Below are 18,706 nucleotides of genomic sequence, written 5' to 3'. Positions count from 1 at the left end.
GCGCTTGCGCTCAGGCGGCTGGTTTCTTGCTGTCGGACTTCGCCCACTGCGACTTCTTCTCGACCTTCACCGCCAGTTGGCCAACGGGGATTTCCTGGATTTCACCGCCCTGGGAGAGGAAGGCAGCAATCTTTTCATCAAGCTCCGAACGTTCGCGAATCAGCTGTGAATCAGTCATGAAGTCACCTATGCGTTGGGGCGCCAAACCGGCACCGGCAGACTACACCTGTTTTGTCGAAAGCGCCGTGTTAGCTCGACCATTTGTCAAAATCACCACTGGTCGTGAAAAAAAGCTATGAATTAGCGCCAAACCTTGTATTCTGCATGGGCTGCCTGCCCAGTAACGAGTTCCGCGACTTGATGTTCTTCTACAAGATGCTCCATCTCCTCGGCACCTCTTCACTACGCATTCAGCTCATCGCCGGTCGGCTTTCGGCCGGCCTTTAGCATTTTTTTAGGAGACAACATCATGTCCGATCGTCAAAATGGCATCGTCAAGTGGTTCAACGCTGAGAAGGGCTTCGGCTTCATCACCCCGGAAAGCGGCCCGGACGTATTCGTTCACTTCCGTCAGATCGAAGGCAACGGCTACAAGTCCCTCGACGAAGGCCAGAAGGTCAGCTTCGTTGTGACTGCCGGCCAGAAAGGCCCGCAAGCTGAACAAGTTCGCGCTGTCTAATCGACATCGCTGACGAAGAAAGCCCCGCTTAGGCGGGGCTTTTTTTTGCCTGTTCGATTTGCTCCGCGCCATTCGACAGCGCAATAAAAAACGCCCGGTGCAGTGCACCGGGCGTTTTTGTTTTGAAGGGGGGTGAGCCGGCCGAAGCGGGCTCACTGGTTCCCGATCATTCCTGTTGCGGGTCGAACTGCTTGTCGCGGATCAGCAGGGCGGGGATCACCCCGCAGATGAAGTAGGCCGCGCCCATCACCAGGAAGCCCACGCCGATGGACATCTGCGTGGCGAGGAAGCCGATCACCGCCGGCGCAATGGCCGCGCCGATGCGACCGATGTTGTAGGCGCCGCCCACGGCCGTACCGCGGAACGCCGCAGCGAAGCTTTCGGTCATGTAGGTCGCGTTCACGCCATACGGAATACCGTAGAGGAAGCCGAACACCACCAGCATCCACAGAATGTTCTCGGGGCTGTGGAACAGCACGATCACCGGCAGGAACACCGCGGTGCCCAGGGCGCCGAAGGAGAATACGGTGCGGCGGCCGAACCAGTCGGCGGCGACACCGGCCAGTACCTTGCCGAGGATCATCGCGGCATAGGTGCCGACCAGGTAGGCGGTCATGGCCTTGAAGTTCATGCCCATCTCGGTTTCCAGGTACGACGGCATCCAGTTGTTCACGCCGTAGTAGCCGAACTGCAGGAAGCCGGCGGTCAGCGCCCAGAACAGGAACATGCGGCTGGCCTTCGGGTCGGCGAAGATCTGGCGGAAGGCGTTCTGCCGTGGAGCGGCAACCGTTCCGGCAGGAGCGTTGGCCTTGCGCTGCTGGCGTTCGGCCTGCGCCTGGACCCAGGCGGCAGGCTCGGGAATCAGCTTGCGCATGGCGATGGCCAGCACCACCGGGATGATGGCGATGTAGAACAGGTAGCGCCAACCGTGGTCCGGCAGGATCCAGCCGGCCAGCAGGGTGGCGACGATGTAGCCGACCGACCAGCCTGCCTGCAGGGTGCCCAGCACGGTGGTGCGGTATTTGGTGGGCACGTACTCGGCCATCAGCGTATTGCAGGCCACGTAAAGGGCGCCGAGGCCGAGCGACGCGACGAAGCGTGCCGCGGCGAACTGCCAGTAGTTGTGGGTCAGACCAAGAACAGCGGTGCCGACGGAGAACAGCACAATGGTCCAGACCACCGTCTTGACCCGGCCGAAGCGATCGCACGCCCAGCCGCCGTAGATCCCACCGAAGGCCATGCCGGCCAGGGTGACGCTGCCCAGGCTGCCGGCCTGGAGGTTGCTCAGGCCGAACTCGGCCTTGAGGCTGGTGAGGCTGTAGGAGAGCAGCATCAGGTCCGCGCCATCGATCAGCAGGCCGATGAAGCAGAAGGCGAAGACGAGCACCCAGGTCTTGTCCTGGGTGGCGGCGGTTGCCGCCGGAGCGGAAGCAGTGTTTTCCATGAACGAATTACCTGTTGTAGTTGTTGGCGGACCGGCGTGCCGGTCCTCGGTAAGCGTGTGGCAGGTGCTTTGGGGTTGGCAGGCGCGGGGGCGTGGCCCCGCGCCGCCTGAGGGGTCAGGCCTGGGCTTCGCGGATCATGTTGCGGGCGATGATCACCTGCTGGATCTGCGTGGTGCCCTCGTAGAGCCGGAACAGGCGGACGTCGCGGTAGAAACGCTCGATGGCGTACTCGCTGACGTAGCCGGCGCCGCCGTGGATCTGCACGCAGCGATCGGCAACGCGGCCGCACATCTCGGTGGCGAACATCTTGGCGCAGGAGGCCTCGGTGCTGACGTTGCGGCCCTCGTCGCGCTTGCGCGCGGCGTCCAGCACCATGCAGCGGGCGGCGTAGATCTCGGCCTTGCTGTCGGCGAGCATCGCCTGGATCAGCTGGAACTCGGCAATCGGCTGGCCGAACTGCTTGCGCTCCAGGGCGTACTGCAACGCATCGGCGAGCATGCGCTCGGCGGCGCCGACGCTCAGCGCGGCGATGTGCAGGCGGCCCTTGTCGAGCACCTTCATGGCGGTCTTGAAGCCGACGCCCTCGACGCCGCCGATCAGCTGGCTGGCCGGGATGCGCACGTTTTCGAAGATCACGTCGCTGGTGTGCGCGCCTTTCTGGCCCATCTTGTGGTCCGGCTTGCCGAGGGAAATGCCCGGCGTGCCGCGCTCGACGATGAACGCGCTGATGCCGCCGGAACCCTTGATCGCCGGGTTGGTGCGGGCCATCACGGTATAGATGCCGGCGTGCGGGGCGTTGGTGATGAAGCGCTTGGTGCCGTTGAGCACGTAGAAGTCGCCATCGCGCACGGCGGTGGTCTTCAGCGAGGCGGCGTCGGAGCCCGAGTCCGGCTCGGTCAGGCAGAAGGCGCTGAGCAGTTCGCCGCTGGCGAGCTTGGGCAGGTAATCGGCTTTCTGTTCCGGCGTGCCGTCGATCAGGATGCCGATGGAGCCGATGCCGTTGTTGGTGCCGATGTAGGAGCGGAAGGCGGGGGAGGTGCGGCCGAGTTCGAAGGTGATGTTCACCTCTTCTTCCATGGTCACGCCCAGGCCGCCGAACTCTTCGGGGATGGTCAGGCCGAACAGGCCCATCTCGCGCATCTGCTGGATGATGTCCTGCGGGATCGCGTCGGTTTCGGCAACCTCGTTTTCCCGCGGGATCAGCACTTCGCCGACGAACTGGTGGATGGAGTCCAGAAGTATCTGCAGCGTTTCTGGGTCTCGGATCATGTGCACTCCTCACAAGGCCCGCGAGCGGGCCAGTCTGGCGAGGCACCGTCACCCGAGATTCAGCGAGCGGCGGCACCTATGTTGTTGACCATGTTGATCAGGCGGGGCCCGATGTCGTCCTCGAGCTTCTCGCGGGTCAGCTGGAAGCTCGGTCCGCCGCAGTTGAAGGCCAGCAGGCCGTACTGCGGGTGTACCAAGGGCACGGCGACGGAGTTGACGTCGCGGTGCCATTCACCGATCGACAGGCAGTAGCCGTAGTCGGTGTAGTCCCTGAAGGCGCGGTCCAGACCCTTGCGGATGGCCGGCCAGTTGTCCGGTTCGCGTTCGCGAACGTGGTCGAGCAGGAATTCCCGTTCGTTCTCCGGCATCGCCGCGAGGCACGCGCGGCCTACCGAACTCCCCGCCAGCGGCAGGTAACTGCCGATCTGCCGGCGCATCGTCATGTTTCCCTGTCCCTGGACCACGTCCAGGTAGACCATCTGCAGGCGGTCGCGGGCGGCCATGGCCACCGCCGCCTGGGCGTGGTTGGCCAGTTCCTCCATCAGCGGGTGGGCCACCGCGCGGATCGACAGGTTCGACAGCATCGCGTAGCCGAAACCCAGCACGCCGACATCCAGCTGGTACTTGCCCGAATGCACCTCGCGCTTGAGGCAACCCAGGCGCATCAGGGTGTTGGTCAGGCGCGTCACCGTCGGCTTGGGCAGGTCGGTCTTGCGGGCCAGGTCCTGGTTGCTCAGCACGTTTTCCCGTGGCGTGAAGCAACGCAGGATCTCCAGGCCGCGCGCCAGCGCCGTGACGAACTGGCCGCTGTTTTCCTCTTCGCTCAGTGCCGTGGCCGGGTCGTACAGGCCGCGTTCCAGCAGGCCGATTTCACCTTCGTTTTTCGTCGGCGCAGCCGAGTCCATCTCCGTCTTGTTGCGGCGCATGGTAGAACCCCTATTCACGGAAAATCAATAAAATAAAATTCAGTTTCGTCAGACGAAATTGTAATGGGTCTGAACTGGTTAGTACAGGCGTGCCGCTAAAAATATATCGGGCTCAGGTTTTAAAGGGCTTTCAAGGCTATTTGGCTCAGCACCGTTTACAGCGCCGATCCAGGATCACTATGATGAAATCGAAATACGGAATGTAGTTTCGTCAGACGAAACAAAGTGAGGTCACAGCTTTCATGAGTACCAGCGTGGTTCATCTCGATATCCAGGCCAACGGCGTGGCGGTTGTCCGCATCGACCGCCCGGAAGCCAAAAACGCCCTCAATGCTGCGGTGCGCCAGCAACTGGCCGAGCACTTCCGCGCCCTGAGCGATAACCCTGAGGTTCGCGCGGTGGTGCTGACCGGGGGAGAGGAGTGCTTCGTCGCCGGCGCTGACATCCGTGAATTCGCCCAGGCCAGCCCCATCGAGATGTACCGTCGCCACACCGAACTGCTGTGGGAAGCGATTTCCCGTTGCCCCAAGCCGGTGATCGCTGCGGTGAACGGTTTTGCCCTGGGCGGCGGCTGCGAGTTGGCAATGCACTGCGACATCATCGTCGCCGGCGAGTCGGCACGCTTTGGTCAGCCGGAAGTGAAACTCGGCCTGATGCCCGGCGCCGGCGGCACCCAGCGGTTGATCCGCGCCGTGGGCAAGTTCCAGGCAATGCGCATCGCCCTGACCGGTTGCCTGGTCAAGGCGCCCGAAGCCCTGGCCATCGGCATGCTCAGTGAAGTGGTGGAAGACTCGCGCACGCTGCCACGCGCGCTGGAACTGGCCGCTGAGATCGCCGCGCTGCCGCCGCTGGCCGTGGCACAGATCAAGGAAGTGATGCTCGCCGGTGCCGATCTGCCGCTGGACAGTGCGTTGACGCTTGAGCGCAAGGCCTTCCAGTTGCTGTTCGACTCGAAAGACCAGAAAGAGGGCGCCGCCGCCTTCCTCGAAAAACGCAAAGCCAGTTTCCTGGGGGAATGAGCATGACCCTTTCTTTCGGTATTGAGCGCATGGCCATCGTCGGTACGGGAGTCATGGGCAGCGGTATCGCCCAGATCGCCGCCCAGGCCGGCATCCAGGTGAAACTCTTCGATGCCCGTGACGGTGCGGCCCAAACCGCGCGTGAAAACCTCGGTCGCACCCTCGCCAAGCTGGCGGAGAAGGGCAAGATCACTTCTGCCGAAGCCGACGCCACCCTGGCTCGTTTGCTGGTTGCCGGTTCCCTGGGCGAGCTGGCCGATTCTGATCTGGTGGTGGAGGCGATCATCGAGCGTCTCGATGCCAAGCAGGCGCTGCTGGCCGATCTGGAAGCCGTGGTCAGCGCCGACTGCATCCTCGCCACCAACACCTCGTCGCTGTCGGTCACCAGCATCGCCCGTAGTTGCCAGCATCCGGAGCGGGTGGCGGGCTTCCACTTCTTCAACCCGGTGCCGCTGATGAAGGTGGTCGAGGTGATCGACGGCCTGGCCAGCGACCCGCTGGTCGGCGACAGACTGGTGGCGCTGGCCGCGCGCATGGGCCATCGCGGCATCCGCGCCAAGGACACTCCTGGCTTCATCATCAACCACGCCGGCCGGGCCTATAGCACCGAAGCCCTGCAGATGCTCAAGGAAGCCATCGCCGAACCGGCCGATATCGACCGCATCCTGCGCGAAGGCCTGGGCTTCCGCATGGGGCCGCTGGAGCTGTTCGACCTCACCGCGTTGGACGTTTCCCACCCGGTGATCGAGTCCATCTACAACCAGTTCTACCAGGAGCCGCGTTATCGCCCGGCGGCGCTGACCCGGCAGATGCTCGAGGCCGGCTTCGTCGGTCGCAAGGTCGGCCGCGGCTTCTATCGCTATGCAGACGGCAAGATGATCGACCCGCCGGCACCGCAACCGGTGCCGAGTGTGGCCGCGCTGCCGCCGGTGTGGATCGGTGCGGAGAACGACCAGGACCGCGAGTTGCTCGGCGAACTGCTGAAGAAACTCGGTGCGACCCTGGAGCAGGGCGGCCACCCCAGTAGCGAGGCGCTGTGCCTGCTCGCCCCTTATGGTGTGGACGCAACCACGGCCTGCCAGAACTTCGGCACCGACCCGGCACGCACCGTCTGCATCGACCTGCTGCTGGACCTGCAGCGCCACCGCTGCCTGATGCAGAACCCGGCGACTGCCCCGGCCATGCGCGATGCCGCCCATGCGCTGCTGGCGGCGGACGGTGCAGGTGTCACGCTCATCAATGACAGCGTCGGCTTCGTCGCCCAGCGCGTACTGGCGCTGATCGTCAACCTGGCCGGCGATATCGTCCAGCAGCGCATCGCCAGCGTCGACGACCTCGACGAAGGCGTGCGCCGCGGCCTGGGCTACCCGCAAGGTCCGCTGGCCTGGGGCGACAGCGTCGGCCCGGCGCGCCTGCTGACCATTCTCGAACGCATGACCGACCTGACCGGCGATGCCCGCTACCGCCCCGGTCCGTGGCTGCGCCGCCGCGCTGCGCTGGGACTGTCGCTGCGCCACGCCGAGCCTGCGCTGGGCTGAAGCCCGGCGCCTACCGATTCAAGGAGATACCGATGCTCAATGCTTATATCTACGCCGGCCTGCGCACGCCCTTCGGTCGCCATGGTGGCGCCCTGGCGCCGGTGCGCCCGGACGATCTGATCGCCCAGGTGATCCGCGAGCTGCTGGCCAGCGCCAAGGTGCCGGGCGAAGCCATCGAGGACGTGATCCTCGGCAACACCAACCAGGCCGGTGAAGACAGCCGCAACATCGCCCGCCATGCCGCACTGCTCGCCGGCCTGCCGGTGACCGTGCCGGGCCAGACGGTGAACCGCCTGTGCGCCAGTGGTCTGGCGGCGGTAATCGATGCAGCGCGCGCCGTGACCTGTGGTGAAGGCGAGCTGTTCGTCGCTGGCGGTGTGGAAAGCATGTCCCGCGCGCCCTTCGTCATGGCCAAGGCCGAGGCGGCGTACAGCCGTGACCTGACAGTATTCGACAGCACCATCGGTGCGCGCTTTCCCAATCCGAAGATCGTTGCCGGGTTCGGCAACGACAGCATGCCGGAGACTGGCGACAACGTAGCCCGCGAATTCGGCATCAGCCGCGAGCAGGCCGACCGCTTCGCTGCCCGTTCCCAGGCCAACTTTGAAGCCGCCCGCCAGGCCGGTTTCTTCGCCGGGGAAATCCTTCCGGTCAGCGTGCCGACCGGGCGCAAGACGCCGCCGAATGTGGTCGAGCAGGACGAGCATCCGCGTCCATCTTCCGATGAATCCGCGTTGGCGCGCCTCAAGCCGCTGTCCGAAGGCGGGGTGGTCACCGCGGGCAACGCTTCCGGCGTCAACGACGGCGCCGCCGCATTGCTGATCGGCTCGGCAGCGGCGGGCGAACGCCACGGCCTCAAACCGCTGGCGCGGATTCTTTCGGCGGCGGCAGTCGGCGTCGAGCCGCGCATCATGGGTGTCGGCCCGGTCGAGGCGATCAACAAGGCGCTGGCCCGCGCCAACCTGACCCTGGCCGACATGGACATCATCGAGATCAACGAGGCTTTCGCTTCCCAGGTGCTCGGTTGCCTGCACGGTCTGGGTGTCGATTTCGACGATGCGCGGGTCAACCCCAATGGCGGCGCCATCGCCGTCGGCCACCCGCTGGGCGCTTCCGGCGCGCGGCTGGCGCTGAGCGTGGCGCGACAACTGCAGCGCAGCGGTCAACGCTATGCGGTGATCAGCCTGTGCATCGGCGTGGGCCAGGGGCTCGCCATGGTTATCGAGCGCGCCTGAGCGCCAGAGAGGAATTGAAGATGGGTGCTTTGAGCGGATACCGCGTACTCGACCTCAGCCGCGTGCTGGCCGGGCCCTGGTGCGGCCAGGTGCTGGCCGACCTGGGCGCGGAAGTGATCAAGATCGAACGGCCCGGCGTGGGGGACGACACCCGCGGCTGGGGCCCGCCCTACATGAAAGCCGCCGACGGCTCGGACAGCTCCGAGGCGGCGTACTACCAGTCCACCAACCGCAACAAGCTGTCGGTGGCGCTGAACCTGGCCACCGAAGAAGGGCAGGCGCTGGTGCGCGCCCTGGCCTGCGAGTGCGACGTGCTGATCGAGAACTACAAGGCCGGTTCGCTGGCCAAGTACGGGCTGGACTACGAGAGCCTGTCGAAAGTGAATCCGCGCCTGGTCTACTGCTCCATCACCGGTTTCGGCCAGACCGGCCCGCGCGCCGAGGAGCCCGGCTACGACTTCATCATCCAGGGCATGGGCGGCTTGATGAGCATCACCGGCGAGAAGGACGGCGTCCCCGGCGCGGGCCCGCAGAAAGTCGGTGTCGCCGTATCCGACGTGATGACCGGCCTGTATTCGGTGGTCGCCATCCAGGCCGCGCTGCTGGCCCGCGAGAAGACCGGCCGCGGCCAGCACTGCGACATGGCGTTGCTGGACGTGCAGGTCGCCATGCTCGGCAACCAAAGCCAGAACTACCTCGCCACCGGGCGCTCGCCGGGCCGCCAGGGCAATGCCCACGTCAACATCGTGCCGTACCAGGTGTTCAGCGCGAAGGACATGGACTTCATCATCGCCTGCGGCAACGACAGCCAGTTCGTCTCGCTGTGCGACGCCATCGGCCTGCCGGAATTGCCGAAAGACCCGCGCTTCACCCGCAATGCCGACCGCGTGCGCAACCGCGACATCATCGTCGGCAAGCTCGCCGAGCACTTCCAGGGCGACACCGCCGATAACTGGGTGAAACGCATCCACGCGATGAAGGTGCCGGTCGGCGTGATCAACGACATCGGCCGCGCGCTGGACGAGCCGCAGGTGGTCGCCCGCGACATGCTGGTGGAGATTCCCCACGCGCAGAACCCGGCGTTCCGCATGGTCGGCAGCCCGCTGAAATTGTCCGAGACGCCGGTGGAATACCAGCGCCCGGCGCCCATGCTCGGCGAGCACACCGACGAGGTGCTCAAGCGCCGCCTGGGGGTCGATGACGCTCGCCTGGCGCAGTTGAAGGCCGAGGGTGTGATCGAGCAGTTGGGAGAATCCTGAGGCCTTCACCCGAACCACCCCCAACCGCAGCGCCGATACAAACCGGCGTCAGCCAAGGAAACAACTGATGAAAGTACTGGTCGCGGTAAAACGCGTGGTTGATTACAACGTCAAGGTCCGCGTCAAGGCGGACAACTCCGGCGTCGATCTCGCCAACGTCAAGATGTCCATGAACCCCTTCTGCGAAATCGCCGTGGAAGAGGCCGTACGCCTGAAAGAGAAGGGCGTCGCCAGCGAGATCGTGGTGGTCTCGGTCGGCCCGAGTGGTGCGCAGGAACAATTGCGCACTGCTCTGGCGCTGGGTGCCGACCGTGCGGTGCTGGTCGAGAGCAACGAAGAGCTGAACTCCCTGGCTGTCGCCAAGGCCCTTAAAGCTCTGGTCGACAAAGAGCAGCCGCAGYTGGTCATCCTCGGCAAGCAGGCCATCGACAGCGACAACAACCAGACCGGCCAGATGCTGGCYGCGCTGACCGGCTACGCSCAAGGCACCTTCGCCTCCARGGTCGAAGTYGCTGGCGACAAGGTCAACGTCACCCGTGAAATCGACGGCGGCCTGCAGACCGTTGCCCTGAACCTGCCGGCCATCGTCACCACCGACCTGCGCCTGAACGAGCCGCGCTACGCGTCGCTGCCCAACATCATGAAGGCGAAGAAGAAGCCGCTGGAATTCCTCCCCCCTGACGCGCTGGGTGTCTCCACGGCCTCGACCGTGAAGACTCTCAAGGTCGAAGCGCCTGCCGCGCGCAGCGCCGGCATCAAGGTGAAATCGGTGGCCGAACTGGTCGAAAAACTGAAGAACGAAGCGAAGGTGATCTGATGACTGTGCTGGTTGTTGCAGAGCATTCCAATGGCGCGCTGGGCGCCGCGACGCTGAATACCGTTGCCGCCGCGCAGAAGATCGGGGGCGACATCGCCGTCCTGGTCGCTGGCCAGAACGTCGGTGGCGTGGCTGAAGCCGCCGCCARGATCGCTGGTGTTKCCAAGGTGCTGGTCGCCGACAACGCTGCCTACGCTCACCAACTGCCGGAGAACGTTGCTCCGCTGATCGCAGCTCTCGTGAAAGAGAGTGGGGGCAACGGCTACAGCCACGTGCTGGCCGCCGCCACCACCAACGGCAAGAACTTCCTGCCGCGCGTTGCCGCCCTGCTGGACGTCGACCAGATCTCCGAGATCATCGAAGTCGTCAGCGCCGAYACCTTCAAGCGCCCGATCTACGCCGGTAACGCCATCGCTACCGTGCAGTCCTCGGCYGCCGTCAAGGTCATCACCGTGCGTGGCACCGGCTTCGACGCCGTTGCTGCCGAAGGTGGCTCCGCCGCTGTTGAAGCYGTTTCCGGCCCGGCCGATGCCGGCAAGTCCGCCTTCGTYGGCGAAGARCTGGCCAAGTCCGACCGTCCGGAACTSACCGCTGCCAAGATCGTCGTWTCCGGAGGCCGTGGCATGGGCAATGGCGACAACTTCAGCATTCTTTATTCCCTGGCCGACAAGCTGGGCGCTGCCGTTGGTGCTTCCCGCGCCGCCGTCGACGCCGGCTTCGTGCCGAACGACATGCAGGTCGGCCAGACCGGCAAGATCGTYGCTCCGCAGCTGTACGTGGCCGTCGGCATTTCCGGCGCCATCCAGCACCTGGCGGGCATGAAGGATTCGAAAGTGATCGTGGCGATCAACAAGGACGAAGAGGCRCCGATCTTCCAGGTCGCYGACTAYGGCCTGGTCGCCGACCTGTTCGAAGCCGTACCGGAGCTGGAAAAGACCCTCTGATCCTGCTCATTCCCCTGGCCGGGCCAGCTGTCATCGGCCCGGCGTTTTGCCAACACCCCAGTAGAAAGAAACAAGAACAATGAAAAATCGTCGTACCCCTGTGCTGGTCTCCGGACTGGCGCTGCTGCCCTCGTTCGCCCATGCGGATTTCCTCGCCGACAGCAAGGCCAGCATCGAAGCACGCAACTTCTACTTCAACCGCGATTACCGCCAGAGCGGTGCCGCGCAGTCCAAATCCGAAGAATGGGCCCAGGGCTTCCTGCTGCGCTACGAGTCGGGCTACACCGAGGGCACCGTCGGCGTGGGCGTCGATGCCCTCGGCCTGCTGGGCCTGAAACTGGATTCCAGCCCGGACCGTTCCGGCTCCGGCCTGCTGCCGTACTCGGCCAGCGACAAGCGCGCCGCCGACGACTACAGCGACCTCGGCCTGACCGCCAAGCTGCGCGTGTCCAAGAGCACGCTGAAGGTCGGCACGCTGCTGCCCAAACTGCCGGTGGTGCAGTACAACGACACCCGCCTGCTGCCGCAGACCTTCCAGGGCGCGCTGGTGGAGTCGAAGGAACTCGACGACCTCGACCTGCAACTCGGCCAGCTGCGCGAGGTGAAGCAGCGCGATTCGTCCAACAACGAAGACCTGTCGATGACCCGCGGCAACAAGCGCAACATCGTCGCCGGCAGCCACCTGACCAGCGACCGCTTCAACATCGCCGGCGGCACCTATCGCTGGAACAGCCAGCTGAGCACCAGCTACCACTATGCCAACCTAGAAGACCTCTATCGTCAGCACTACGTGAGCCTGGTGCACACGCTGCCGATTGCCGAGGGCCAATCGCTGAAGTCCGACATCCGCTGGGCACGTTCCACCGACGATGGCGGCAGCAACGTCGACAACCGCGCGCTCAACGCCATGTTCACCTACAAGCTGGGCAACCAGGCGTTCGGCCTGGGCCTGCAGCGCATGTCCGGCGACACCGGCTTCGCCTACCTGTCGGGCACCGATCCGTACCTGGTCAACTACGTGCAGATCGGCGACTTCGCCAACAAGGACGAACGCTCCTGGCAGTTGCGCTACGACTTCAACTTCGCCTCCTACGGGCTGCCCGGCCTGAGCCTGATGACCCGCTACCTGCGCGGCGACAACATCGACCTGCTGAACGGCCAGGGCAACGGCAAGGAATGGGAGCGCGACACCGACGTCGGCTACCTCGTGCAGAGCGGCCCGCTGAAGAACGTCGGCTTCAAGCTGCGCAACAGCACCTTCCGCAGCAGCTTCGGCAATGACATGGACGAGACCCGCTTCATCGTCAGCTATACCTTGCCGATCTGGTAACGCGCCAGGCAGCACCGAAAAGCCCCGCTCAGGCGGGGCTTTTTTATGCGTTCGAGCTGGGCCTTACCACTTGCTGACGTCGACGACGGCCTTGGCGAATGCCGCCGGTGCTTCCTGCGGCAGGTTGTGGCCGATGCCTCCGGTCAGCGTGCGATGCTCGTAGTGGCCGGTGAATTTGGCCGCGTAGGCCTTGGGTGGGGGATGGAACGCGCCGTTGGCGTCGCCTTCCAGGGTGATGGTCGGCACGCTGATCGGCGGGGCCTTGGCGAGCTTCTGTTCCAGCTCGTCATACTGCGCTTCGCCTGCCGCCAGGTTCTGCCGCCAGCGGTAATTGTGGAGGGTGATGGCGACGTGGTCGGGGTTTTCGAACGCCTTGGCGCTGCGCTCGAAGGTGGCTTCATCGAAGTCCCACTTGGGGGAGGCCTGCTTCCAGATCAGCCGGGTGAAGTCGCGGGTGTTCTTCGCGTAGCCGGCGGCGCCGCGCTCGGTGGCGAAGTAGAACTGGTACCACCAGAGAAACTCGGCTTCCGGCGGTAGCGGTTGCTGGCCGGCGGCCTGGTTGCCGATCAGGTAGCCGCTGACTGCTACCAGCGCCTTGCAGCGTTCGGGCCAGAGGGCGGCGATGATATCGGCGGTGCGCGCGCCCCAGTCGAAGCCGGCGAGCACGGCCTTGTCGATCTTCAGCGCATCCATCAGCGCGATGATGTCGCTGGCTACCGCGGCGGGTTGGCCGTTGCGCATCGTCTGCTCCGAGAGGAAATGCGTGCTGCCATAGCCGCGCAGCCACGGAACGATCACCCGGAAGCCTTGTGCGGCCAGCGCCGGCGCTACGTCGACGAAGCTGTAGATGTCGTACGGCCAGCCATGCAGCAGGATCACCGCCGGGCCATCCGCCGGGCCATCTTCGGCATAGCCGACATTGAGCAGGCCTGCATCGATCTGCTTGAGCGCCTTGAAGGTGGTGTGGGTGCCGGCCTTCAGCGACGCGGTGGTCTTGCTCTTCTCGCTGGCAGCCAGGGCGACGGCTGGCAATTGGGTGGCGGCGAGTGCCACCGCTGCCAGGCGCATCAGGTCGCGGCGGCTGCTATCGAAATACTCCGACATGTCTTTTCCTTGTTGGGGTGGGCCGAACAAAGCGTAGGCGAGGATGAATCGACTGCTGGGAGAACTCCGGGACGAATGGTGCGAAAGTGCGTGCTTGAGCGTGTTATTGGCGATTTTTCCCGTGTCGAACCTCTCACCGAGCAAGGAAAAGTCTGGTCAGGGTGCGGGCCCTCGGCTTATAAAACCCCTTCGCCGCTGTAGACCCGCAGGGATGGCGGCCCCACGAGATCAAGGAACGATGATGCGACGAATCACGATGATTCTGCTCGCCGCCACCCTGTTGCAGGGCTGCGCGCACCAGAAGACCGGCAAGCAGTGCGAAGACAACTTCAACACCGAGGGCGGCTTCATCGCCGGCAAGACCTTCACGTCCAACGTCCAGGTCGACATGCCCTACGCCAAGGTGTTCGACCGGGCGCAGAAGACCCTGGTGAAGGAGGGCTTCACCATCCAGACCGCCGACGAGAAGAGCGGCACCATCTCCGCCTACCAGGGCGTCATCCTGAGCAGCCGGAACGCACCGTTGAACATCGTGGTGGAAAAGGCGGGCTCCGGCTCCAAGGTAAGCTACGTCTTCGTCACCCTGGGGGGGATGTACACCACCGAAGGCGCGGTGCGTGACGGCTTCTGCCGGTTCACTGACGGGATTCGGCAGTAAGCCGGCAGGGATTCCTGGCTGGACTTCTGCGGGCGGATGTCGAGCACAGACGGAGTCCGCCCCTAAGCGCGAACCAGCTTCTCCACGAGGCGGCGCGTCAGCGGGGCGATGACCAACACCAGCGGGAAGGCAATGCCCCAACTGGCGAGCCAGGCGCCGAGCCAGAGATGGGCGAAGCCTGGTGCGAGGCCGACGGCGCGCCCGGTGGCAAGGCCGGAGACCAACAGGCTCATCACCCCGGACAGAATCAGCGCGAACAGCGGCGGAGCGTATCGGCGCGGGATCATGCTTGAGCCTCCTGTTCGAGCTGGGGCTGGTGAAGGCGGCTGAGGGTTTCGGCAAAGTGTTGGCCGAACAAGCGCGCGGTCTTCAGATCGCCGGGGCAGAAGTCCGGCGCGGTCTTGTCGGCCTGGACCATCAGGCCGGACCAGGAACCCAGGCGGTTGGCCGCCTCTTCCGGAGGCACGCCCAGATGCTGTTCGGGGAGGATCGGGTTGCCGGCCCAGAGCATCCCGTGCTGCATGCAGAAGGTGAACAGCGAGATCAGCGTGGACTGCTTGTCGCCCGCCGGCAGCGCGGAAACGGTGAAGCCGGCGGCGAGGCGGCCGCGCAGCTTCTGTTGGCGCCACAACGGTCCGGTGGCGTCCATCAGAGCTTTCAGCGATGCCGAGACGCCGCCCAGATAGGTGGGGGAGCCAAAGATCAGGCCGTGGTAGGCGAGGAGGACGTCCGGGCGCCCGATCAGCTCCTGGGTCCTGAGCAGCTGCACGTCGCAGCGGGAGACAAGGCGCGCTCCGCTGGCGATGGTCTGGGCGATGCGCTCGGTACGGCCGCTGGCGCTGTGGTAGACGATGGCAATGGTTTTCATGGCTTCTCCGTGGGTGCACGCAAGGTGAAAGCCCAATCCTGGGTTGACCGGGATGGGCTTTGGCGTGACCCTACAAGTTCAAGTGAACTTGAAGTCAAGAGGTGATCCATGGACATCGCCGATGTGGCGAAACGCTCCGGCGTGCCGGCATCTACCCTGCGTTTCTACGAGGAGAAGGGGTTGATCGTCTCCCTGGCGAAGCCCGGCGCGCGCCGCCAGTTCGCCTCGCAGATTCTCGACCAGCTGGCGCTGATCACCCTGGGGCAGACAGCGGGTTTCAGCCTGGACGATATCCGCTCGATGTTTGCAGCTGACGGTGGGCCCCATATCGACCGGGCGATGCTGGCGGCCAAGGCGGACGAGCTGGATGCCACGATCAGGCGCCTGCAAGCGATGAGCCGGGGATTGCGCCACGCCGCGGCCTGTCCGGCACCCAGCCACGCCGAGTGCCCGACCTTCCAGCGCCTGGTGAAGGCGGCGGCGAAGAGTGCGCTGGAGGGGAAGAAGGAGCGGGGACGGTTGAGGAAGGGGAAGGGTGCTGTCTGATGGGGCTGGGGAGAGGGTGGTATCGGTTGGCACAGAGCTAGGGGGCGTCTGATTCTTGCTTGAGTCCCGTCCGGCGCCGGCCCTGCCAGCGGATCGCGGACATGGCCCGCCCCTACAAGGAAACGCCAAGTGCGGCCGACAGCCACTCGCAGAACCCCTGCGCCTGCGCATTCCGCTCGCTCTGCTGATGCACCAGCAGCGACCAGTTCGGCCCGCGCACAGTCTGCTCGCTGAGTGGGGCCAGCAAGCCATTCTGCCGTGCATCCCCCGCCAGCAACTGGCTCACCAGCGCGATGCCCAGGCCCTGGCTCGCCGCATCCAGCAGCAATCCGGGATCGGAGAAGTTCAGCCCCTCGCTGCGCTGGCCGACATCCGCGCCGCCCTGCACCTGCCAGTGCGCCCAGTCCATCTCCCGTTCACCGTGCAGGGTGGTGCGCGACGGCTCCGCCTGTGCCAGTACGGATGGATGGCAGGCCGGGTAGAGACGATCCTCCAGCAGCACGCGGAAGCGGCATTCGGCCTGGGCGGTGAGGTCGTCGCGCACCGCGATGTCGATGGTCTGGGAGGCCATGTCCGGGGTTTCGTCGGTGGTCAGCAGCCACAGGTCGATCTGCGGATGGCGCGCGTGGAAGTCGCCCAGGCGCGGCACCAGCCAGTGGCGGGCGAAGGCCGGGGTGGTGTTGACCACCAGCTGGTTGGGCTTGCGGTACTGGTCCAGGCGGCGGATGCCCACGGCCAGTTGCTGCAGCATGGATTGCGTGGTGCTCAGCAGGTCGGCGCCGGCGTCGGTCAGCGCCACCTTGCGCCCGGAGCGGTAGAACAGCGGCTGCTCGACGAAGCTTTCCAGGCTGCGGATCTGCTGGCTGATGGCCGACTGGGTGAGGTGCAGCTCCTCGGCGGCCTTGTGGAAGCTGCCCAGGCGCGCGGCGGCTTCAAAGCCGCGCAGGGCATTCAGGGGTGGCCAGTGCTTGAGCATGATCGATAAGTTCGCCTAATCAGATTTGCGCAAAATCTATCGTTTGTTGTCGCGTTTTTACAGGCCTAGCATGGTCATCAGGCGCCGCTTAATCCTTTTCTTCCGATAAAAATTCCTTACCAAAGGTTTGAATATGCATCGCAATGACGATAGGCAGAACGGCTGGCGCATGCCTGCCGAATGGGTCAACCACGCGGCGACCTGGATGGCTTTCCCGCACAACCGTCCGCTCTGGGAGGGTGGCTGGCGCGTGACGCTGGAGCAGGTGCAGGAAGACTTTGCTCGCGTCGCCAATGCCATTGCCCGCTTCGAGCCGGTGAAACTGGTGGTGGACCCGTCCGCCGTCGCCCGCGCCGCCGAACTCTGCGGGCCGAACGTCGAGCTGGTGCCGCTGCCCATCGACGACAGCTGGTGCCGCGACTCCGGGCCGACCTTCGTCTGCCATCCGCAGCATGGCGTGGCCGGTGTGAGCTGGCGCTTCAACGCCTGGGGCGGCAAGTCCGAGCATATCCTGGACGAAGGCCTGGGCCGGCGCATCCTCAACCACCTCGGCCTGGACTGCTTCGGCACGCCACTGGCCAACGAGGGCGGGGCGATTCATGTGGACGGCGAGGGCACGCTGATCACCACCGAGTCGGTGCTGCTCAACCCCAACCGCAACCCCGGCGTGAGCAAGCGCGAGATGGAGGAAATCTTCTCCCGCCTGCTGGGCGTGACCAAGACCATCTGGCTGCCGGGCGACCCGCAGTACGTTACCGGGGACATGACCGACGGCCACGTCGACGGTGTGTGCGCCTTCGCCCGCCCCGGCGTGCTGCTGATGGATGCTACCCACGACGCTTTCGGCACCTACGCCGAAGTCGCCCGCGAGAACCGCCGCGCGCTGGAACTGGCCACCGACGCCAAGGGTCGTTCCTTCGAGCTGATCGAGCTGTTCGAGGCCAGCGCGGCGGTGGACCCGGAGGCCGAGGTGTTCTGCGCGTCCTACACCAACTTCTACCTGGCCAACGGCGCGGTGATCATGCCGGCCTATGGCATCGCTGCCGACGACGAAGCCGCTGCCGTGCTGGCCCGCGCCTTCCCCGGTCGCGAAGTGGTGCCGGTGCGCATCAACAACCTGGCCCACGGTGGCGGCGGCGTGCACTGCATTACCCAGCAGCAGCCGGCCTGGCCGCTGGGAGGCCTGTGATGAGCAAGCTGACCGTCGCCGTGCTGCAGTTCTCCTGCAGTTGGGACCTGCCGCGTAACCTTGCCGAAGCCGAGCGCCACGTGCGCGCGGCGGCGGCGGCCGGGGCAAGGTTGATCCTCCTGCCCGAGCTGTTCGCCACCCCGTACTTCTGCATCGAGCAGGACCACGCCCACCTCGCGCTGGCCCAGCCCTACGACGACAGCCCGCTGCTGCAACGCTTCGCCAGCCTGGCGGCGGAGTTGAACGTGGTGCTGCCGATCAGCTGGTTCGAGCGCGCCGGCAACGCCTACTTCAACTCGCTGACCGTGGCCGATGCCGACGGCAGCCTGCTCGGCGTGTACCGCAAGACGCACATCCCCAACGCCATCGGCTATCAGGAGAAGGAGTACTTCAGCCCCGGCGATACCGGTTTCCGCGTCTGGGGCACCGCCGTTGGGCGCATTGGCCTGGGCATCTGCTGGGACCAGTGGTTCCCCGAGACCGCCCGCTGCCTGGCACTGCAGGGCGCGGAGCTGCTGCTGTTCCCCACCGCCATCGGCTCCGAGCCGGGCGCGGAACAACTGGATTCTCGCGATCACTGGCAGACCGCCCAGCGCGGCCACGCCGCCGCCAACCTGCTGCCGGTGCTGGCCGCCAATCGTATCGGCGAGGAAGTGGCGCCCAGCGATGACGCGCTGCGCATGCGCTTCTACGGTTCGTCCTTCATCACTGACCACAAAGGCGCGCTGCTGGCCGAGGCCGGGCGCAACGAGGCCGCCGTTCTGGTGCAGGAGCTGGACCTGGACCTGGCCCGCGAAGAGCGCCTGACCTGGGGCGTGTACCGCGACCGCCGCCCGGAAATGTACGGCCCTCTGCTCGGCCTCGATGGCCGCCACCTGCACCCACGCTGGCAAGGAGTCTGACC

20 protein-coding genes are annotated in these 18,706 nt (G+C 65.2%); 12 read left to right on the top strand and 8 right to left on the bottom strand.

Features of this window, described 5'->3' with window-relative positions; all coding sequences use genetic code 11:
* Window positions 1-10: 10 nt before the first annotated feature.
* Window positions 11-178, bottom strand: coding sequence for a hypothetical protein (locus A9513_RS35960; protein ID WP_164488257.1), 168 nt, complete (start codon window positions 176-178; stop codon window positions 11-13).
* A 291-nt stretch (window positions 179-469) separates the two neighbouring features.
* On the opposite strand from A9513_RS35960, the gene A9513_RS04015 reads away from it, so the two are divergent.
* Window positions 470-679 carry a cold-shock protein gene (locus tag A9513_RS04015; protein WP_017518411.1) on the top strand — a complete coding sequence of 70 codons (210 nt, stop codon included), beginning with the start codon at window positions 470-472 and terminating at the stop codon, window positions 677-679.
* A gap of 166 nt (window positions 680-845) precedes the next feature.
* Here A9513_RS04015 and A9513_RS04010 read toward each other — a convergent pair whose 3' ends face one another.
* The 3 genes from A9513_RS04010 to A9513_RS04000 all read right to left on the bottom strand — a co-directional run bounded on the left by A9513_RS04010 (window position 846) and on the right by A9513_RS04000 (window position 4,319).
* Window positions 846-2,123, bottom strand: a complete 1,278-nt coding sequence (locus A9513_RS04010) for an MFS transporter (protein ID WP_023102387.1) — start codon at window positions 2,121-2,123, stop codon at window positions 846-848.
* Between the two features lie 115 nt (window positions 2,124-2,238).
* Window positions 2,239-3,393 (bottom strand): acyl-CoA dehydrogenase family protein, encoded by a 1,155-nt coding sequence (locus A9513_RS04005; RefSeq protein ID WP_065084043.1) that lies wholly within the window; start codon window positions 3,391-3,393, stop codon window positions 2,239-2,241.
* 59 nt (window positions 3,394-3,452) lie between these two features.
* Entirely contained in the window at window positions 3,453-4,319 is an 867-nt protein-coding gene (locus A9513_RS04000; protein ID WP_065084042.1) for an IclR family transcriptional regulator, read from the bottom strand.
* Window positions 4,320-4,561: 242 nt separating this feature from the next.
* On the opposite strand from A9513_RS04000, the gene A9513_RS03995 reads away from it, so the two are divergent.
* The 7 genes from A9513_RS03995 (at window position 4,562) to A9513_RS03965 (ending at window position 12,461) form a co-directional block, all read left to right on the top strand.
* The gene (locus A9513_RS03995; protein WP_023102390.1) at window positions 4,562-5,338 is read left to right on the top strand and encodes an enoyl-CoA hydratase; all 777 of its coding nucleotides are present in this window, start codon (window positions 4,562-4,564) and stop codon (window positions 5,336-5,338) included.
* A complete protein-coding gene (locus A9513_RS03990; RefSeq protein ID WP_065084041.1) occupies window positions 5,335-6,876 on the top strand; it encodes a 3-hydroxyacyl-CoA dehydrogenase in 1,542 nt (513 codons plus the stop codon). Before A9513_RS03995 ends, A9513_RS03990 begins: the two co-directional genes overlap by 4 nt.
* 32 nt (window positions 6,877-6,908) lie before the next feature.
* Entirely contained in the window at window positions 6,909-8,111 is a 1,203-nt protein-coding gene (locus A9513_RS03985) for a 3-oxoadipyl-CoA thiolase (RefSeq protein WP_065084040.1), read from the top strand.
* A gap of 20 nt (window positions 8,112-8,131) precedes the next feature.
* On the top strand, window positions 8,132-9,370 hold the full coding sequence (locus tag A9513_RS03980; protein WP_065084039.1) for a CaiB/BaiF CoA-transferase family protein: 1,239 nt from the start codon (window positions 8,132-8,134) through the stop codon (window positions 9,368-9,370).
* A 67-nt stretch (window positions 9,371-9,437) separates the two neighbouring features.
* The gene (locus tag A9513_RS03975; RefSeq protein WP_065084038.1) at window positions 9,438-10,187 is read left to right on the top strand and encodes an electron transfer flavoprotein subunit beta/FixA family protein; all 750 of its coding nucleotides are present in this window, start codon (window positions 9,438-9,440) and stop codon (window positions 10,185-10,187) included.
* Window positions 10,187-11,131, top strand: a complete 945-nt coding sequence (locus tag A9513_RS03970; protein WP_065084037.1) for an electron transfer flavoprotein subunit alpha/FixB family protein — start codon at window positions 10,187-10,189, stop codon at window positions 11,129-11,131. The genes A9513_RS03975 and A9513_RS03970 overlap by 1 nt, the downstream gene beginning before the upstream one ends.
* A 79-nt stretch (window positions 11,132-11,210) precedes the next feature.
* Window positions 11,211-12,461, top strand: coding sequence for an OprD family porin (locus tag A9513_RS03965; RefSeq protein WP_024762444.1), 1,251 nt, complete (start codon window positions 11,211-11,213; stop codon window positions 12,459-12,461).
* Window positions 12,462-12,524: 63 nt separating this feature from the next.
* On the opposite strand, the gene A9513_RS03960 is transcribed toward A9513_RS03965, so the two are convergent.
* Window positions 12,525-13,565 (bottom strand): alpha/beta fold hydrolase, encoded by a 1,041-nt coding sequence (locus tag A9513_RS03960; protein ID WP_065084036.1) that lies wholly within the window; start codon window positions 13,563-13,565, stop codon window positions 12,525-12,527.
* A 238-nt stretch (window positions 13,566-13,803) separates the two neighbouring features.
* On the opposite strand from A9513_RS03960, the gene A9513_RS03955 reads away from it, so the two are divergent.
* Complete coding sequence (locus A9513_RS03955; RefSeq protein ID WP_176707211.1) at window positions 13,804-14,223, top strand: hypothetical protein; 420 nt, start codon at window positions 13,804-13,806, stop codon at window positions 14,221-14,223.
* A 62-nt stretch (window positions 14,224-14,285) separates the two neighbouring features.
* Here A9513_RS03955 and A9513_RS03950 read toward each other — a convergent pair whose 3' ends face one another.
* Entirely contained in the window at window positions 14,286-14,510 is a 225-nt protein-coding gene (locus A9513_RS03950; RefSeq protein ID WP_065084034.1) for a DUF2798 domain-containing protein, read from the bottom strand.
* Window positions 14,507-15,091: a flavodoxin family protein gene (locus A9513_RS03945; RefSeq protein ID WP_065084033.1), complete on the bottom strand. Its 585-nt coding sequence runs from the start codon at window positions 15,089-15,091 to the stop codon at window positions 14,507-14,509. The genes A9513_RS03950 and A9513_RS03945 overlap by 4 nt, the downstream gene beginning before the upstream one ends.
* A 108-nt stretch (window positions 15,092-15,199) precedes the next feature.
* On the opposite strand from A9513_RS03945, the gene A9513_RS03940 reads away from it, so the two are divergent.
* Window positions 15,200-15,637, top strand: coding sequence for a helix-turn-helix domain-containing protein (locus tag A9513_RS03940; RefSeq protein ID WP_024762449.1), 438 nt, complete (start codon window positions 15,200-15,202; stop codon window positions 15,635-15,637).
* 112 nt (window positions 15,638-15,749) lie between these two features.
* Here the strand turns inward: A9513_RS03940 and A9513_RS03935 are convergent, their stop codons facing one another.
* Complete coding sequence (locus A9513_RS03935) at window positions 15,750-16,613, bottom strand: LysR substrate-binding domain-containing protein (protein WP_024762450.1); 864 nt, start codon at window positions 16,611-16,613, stop codon at window positions 15,750-15,752.
* A gap of 133 nt (window positions 16,614-16,746) precedes the next feature.
* On the opposite strand from A9513_RS03935, the gene A9513_RS03930 reads away from it, so the two are divergent.
* Together A9513_RS03930 and aguB are read left to right on the top strand one after the other, a co-directional pair.
* Entirely contained in the window at window positions 16,747-17,802 is a 1,056-nt protein-coding gene (locus A9513_RS03930) for an agmatine/peptidylarginine deiminase (RefSeq protein ID WP_065084032.1), read from the top strand.
* Window positions 17,802-18,704, top strand: coding sequence for an N-carbamoylputrescine amidase (gene aguB, locus A9513_RS03925; protein ID WP_065084031.1), 903 nt, complete (start codon window positions 17,802-17,804; stop codon window positions 18,702-18,704). The genes A9513_RS03930 and aguB overlap by 1 nt, the downstream gene beginning before the upstream one ends.
* Window positions 18,705-18,706: the final 2 nt, after the last annotated feature.

Origin of the sequence: Pseudomonas sp. AU12215, from assembly GCF_001675465.2 — a bacterium.
Lineage (GTDB): Bacteria > Pseudomonadota > Gammaproteobacteria > Pseudomonadales > Pseudomonadaceae > Pseudomonas > Pseudomonas nitroreducens.
The sequence above is the reverse complement of the archived record's forward strand: the minus strand, read 5'-3'. Positions and strand labels throughout refer to the sequence as shown.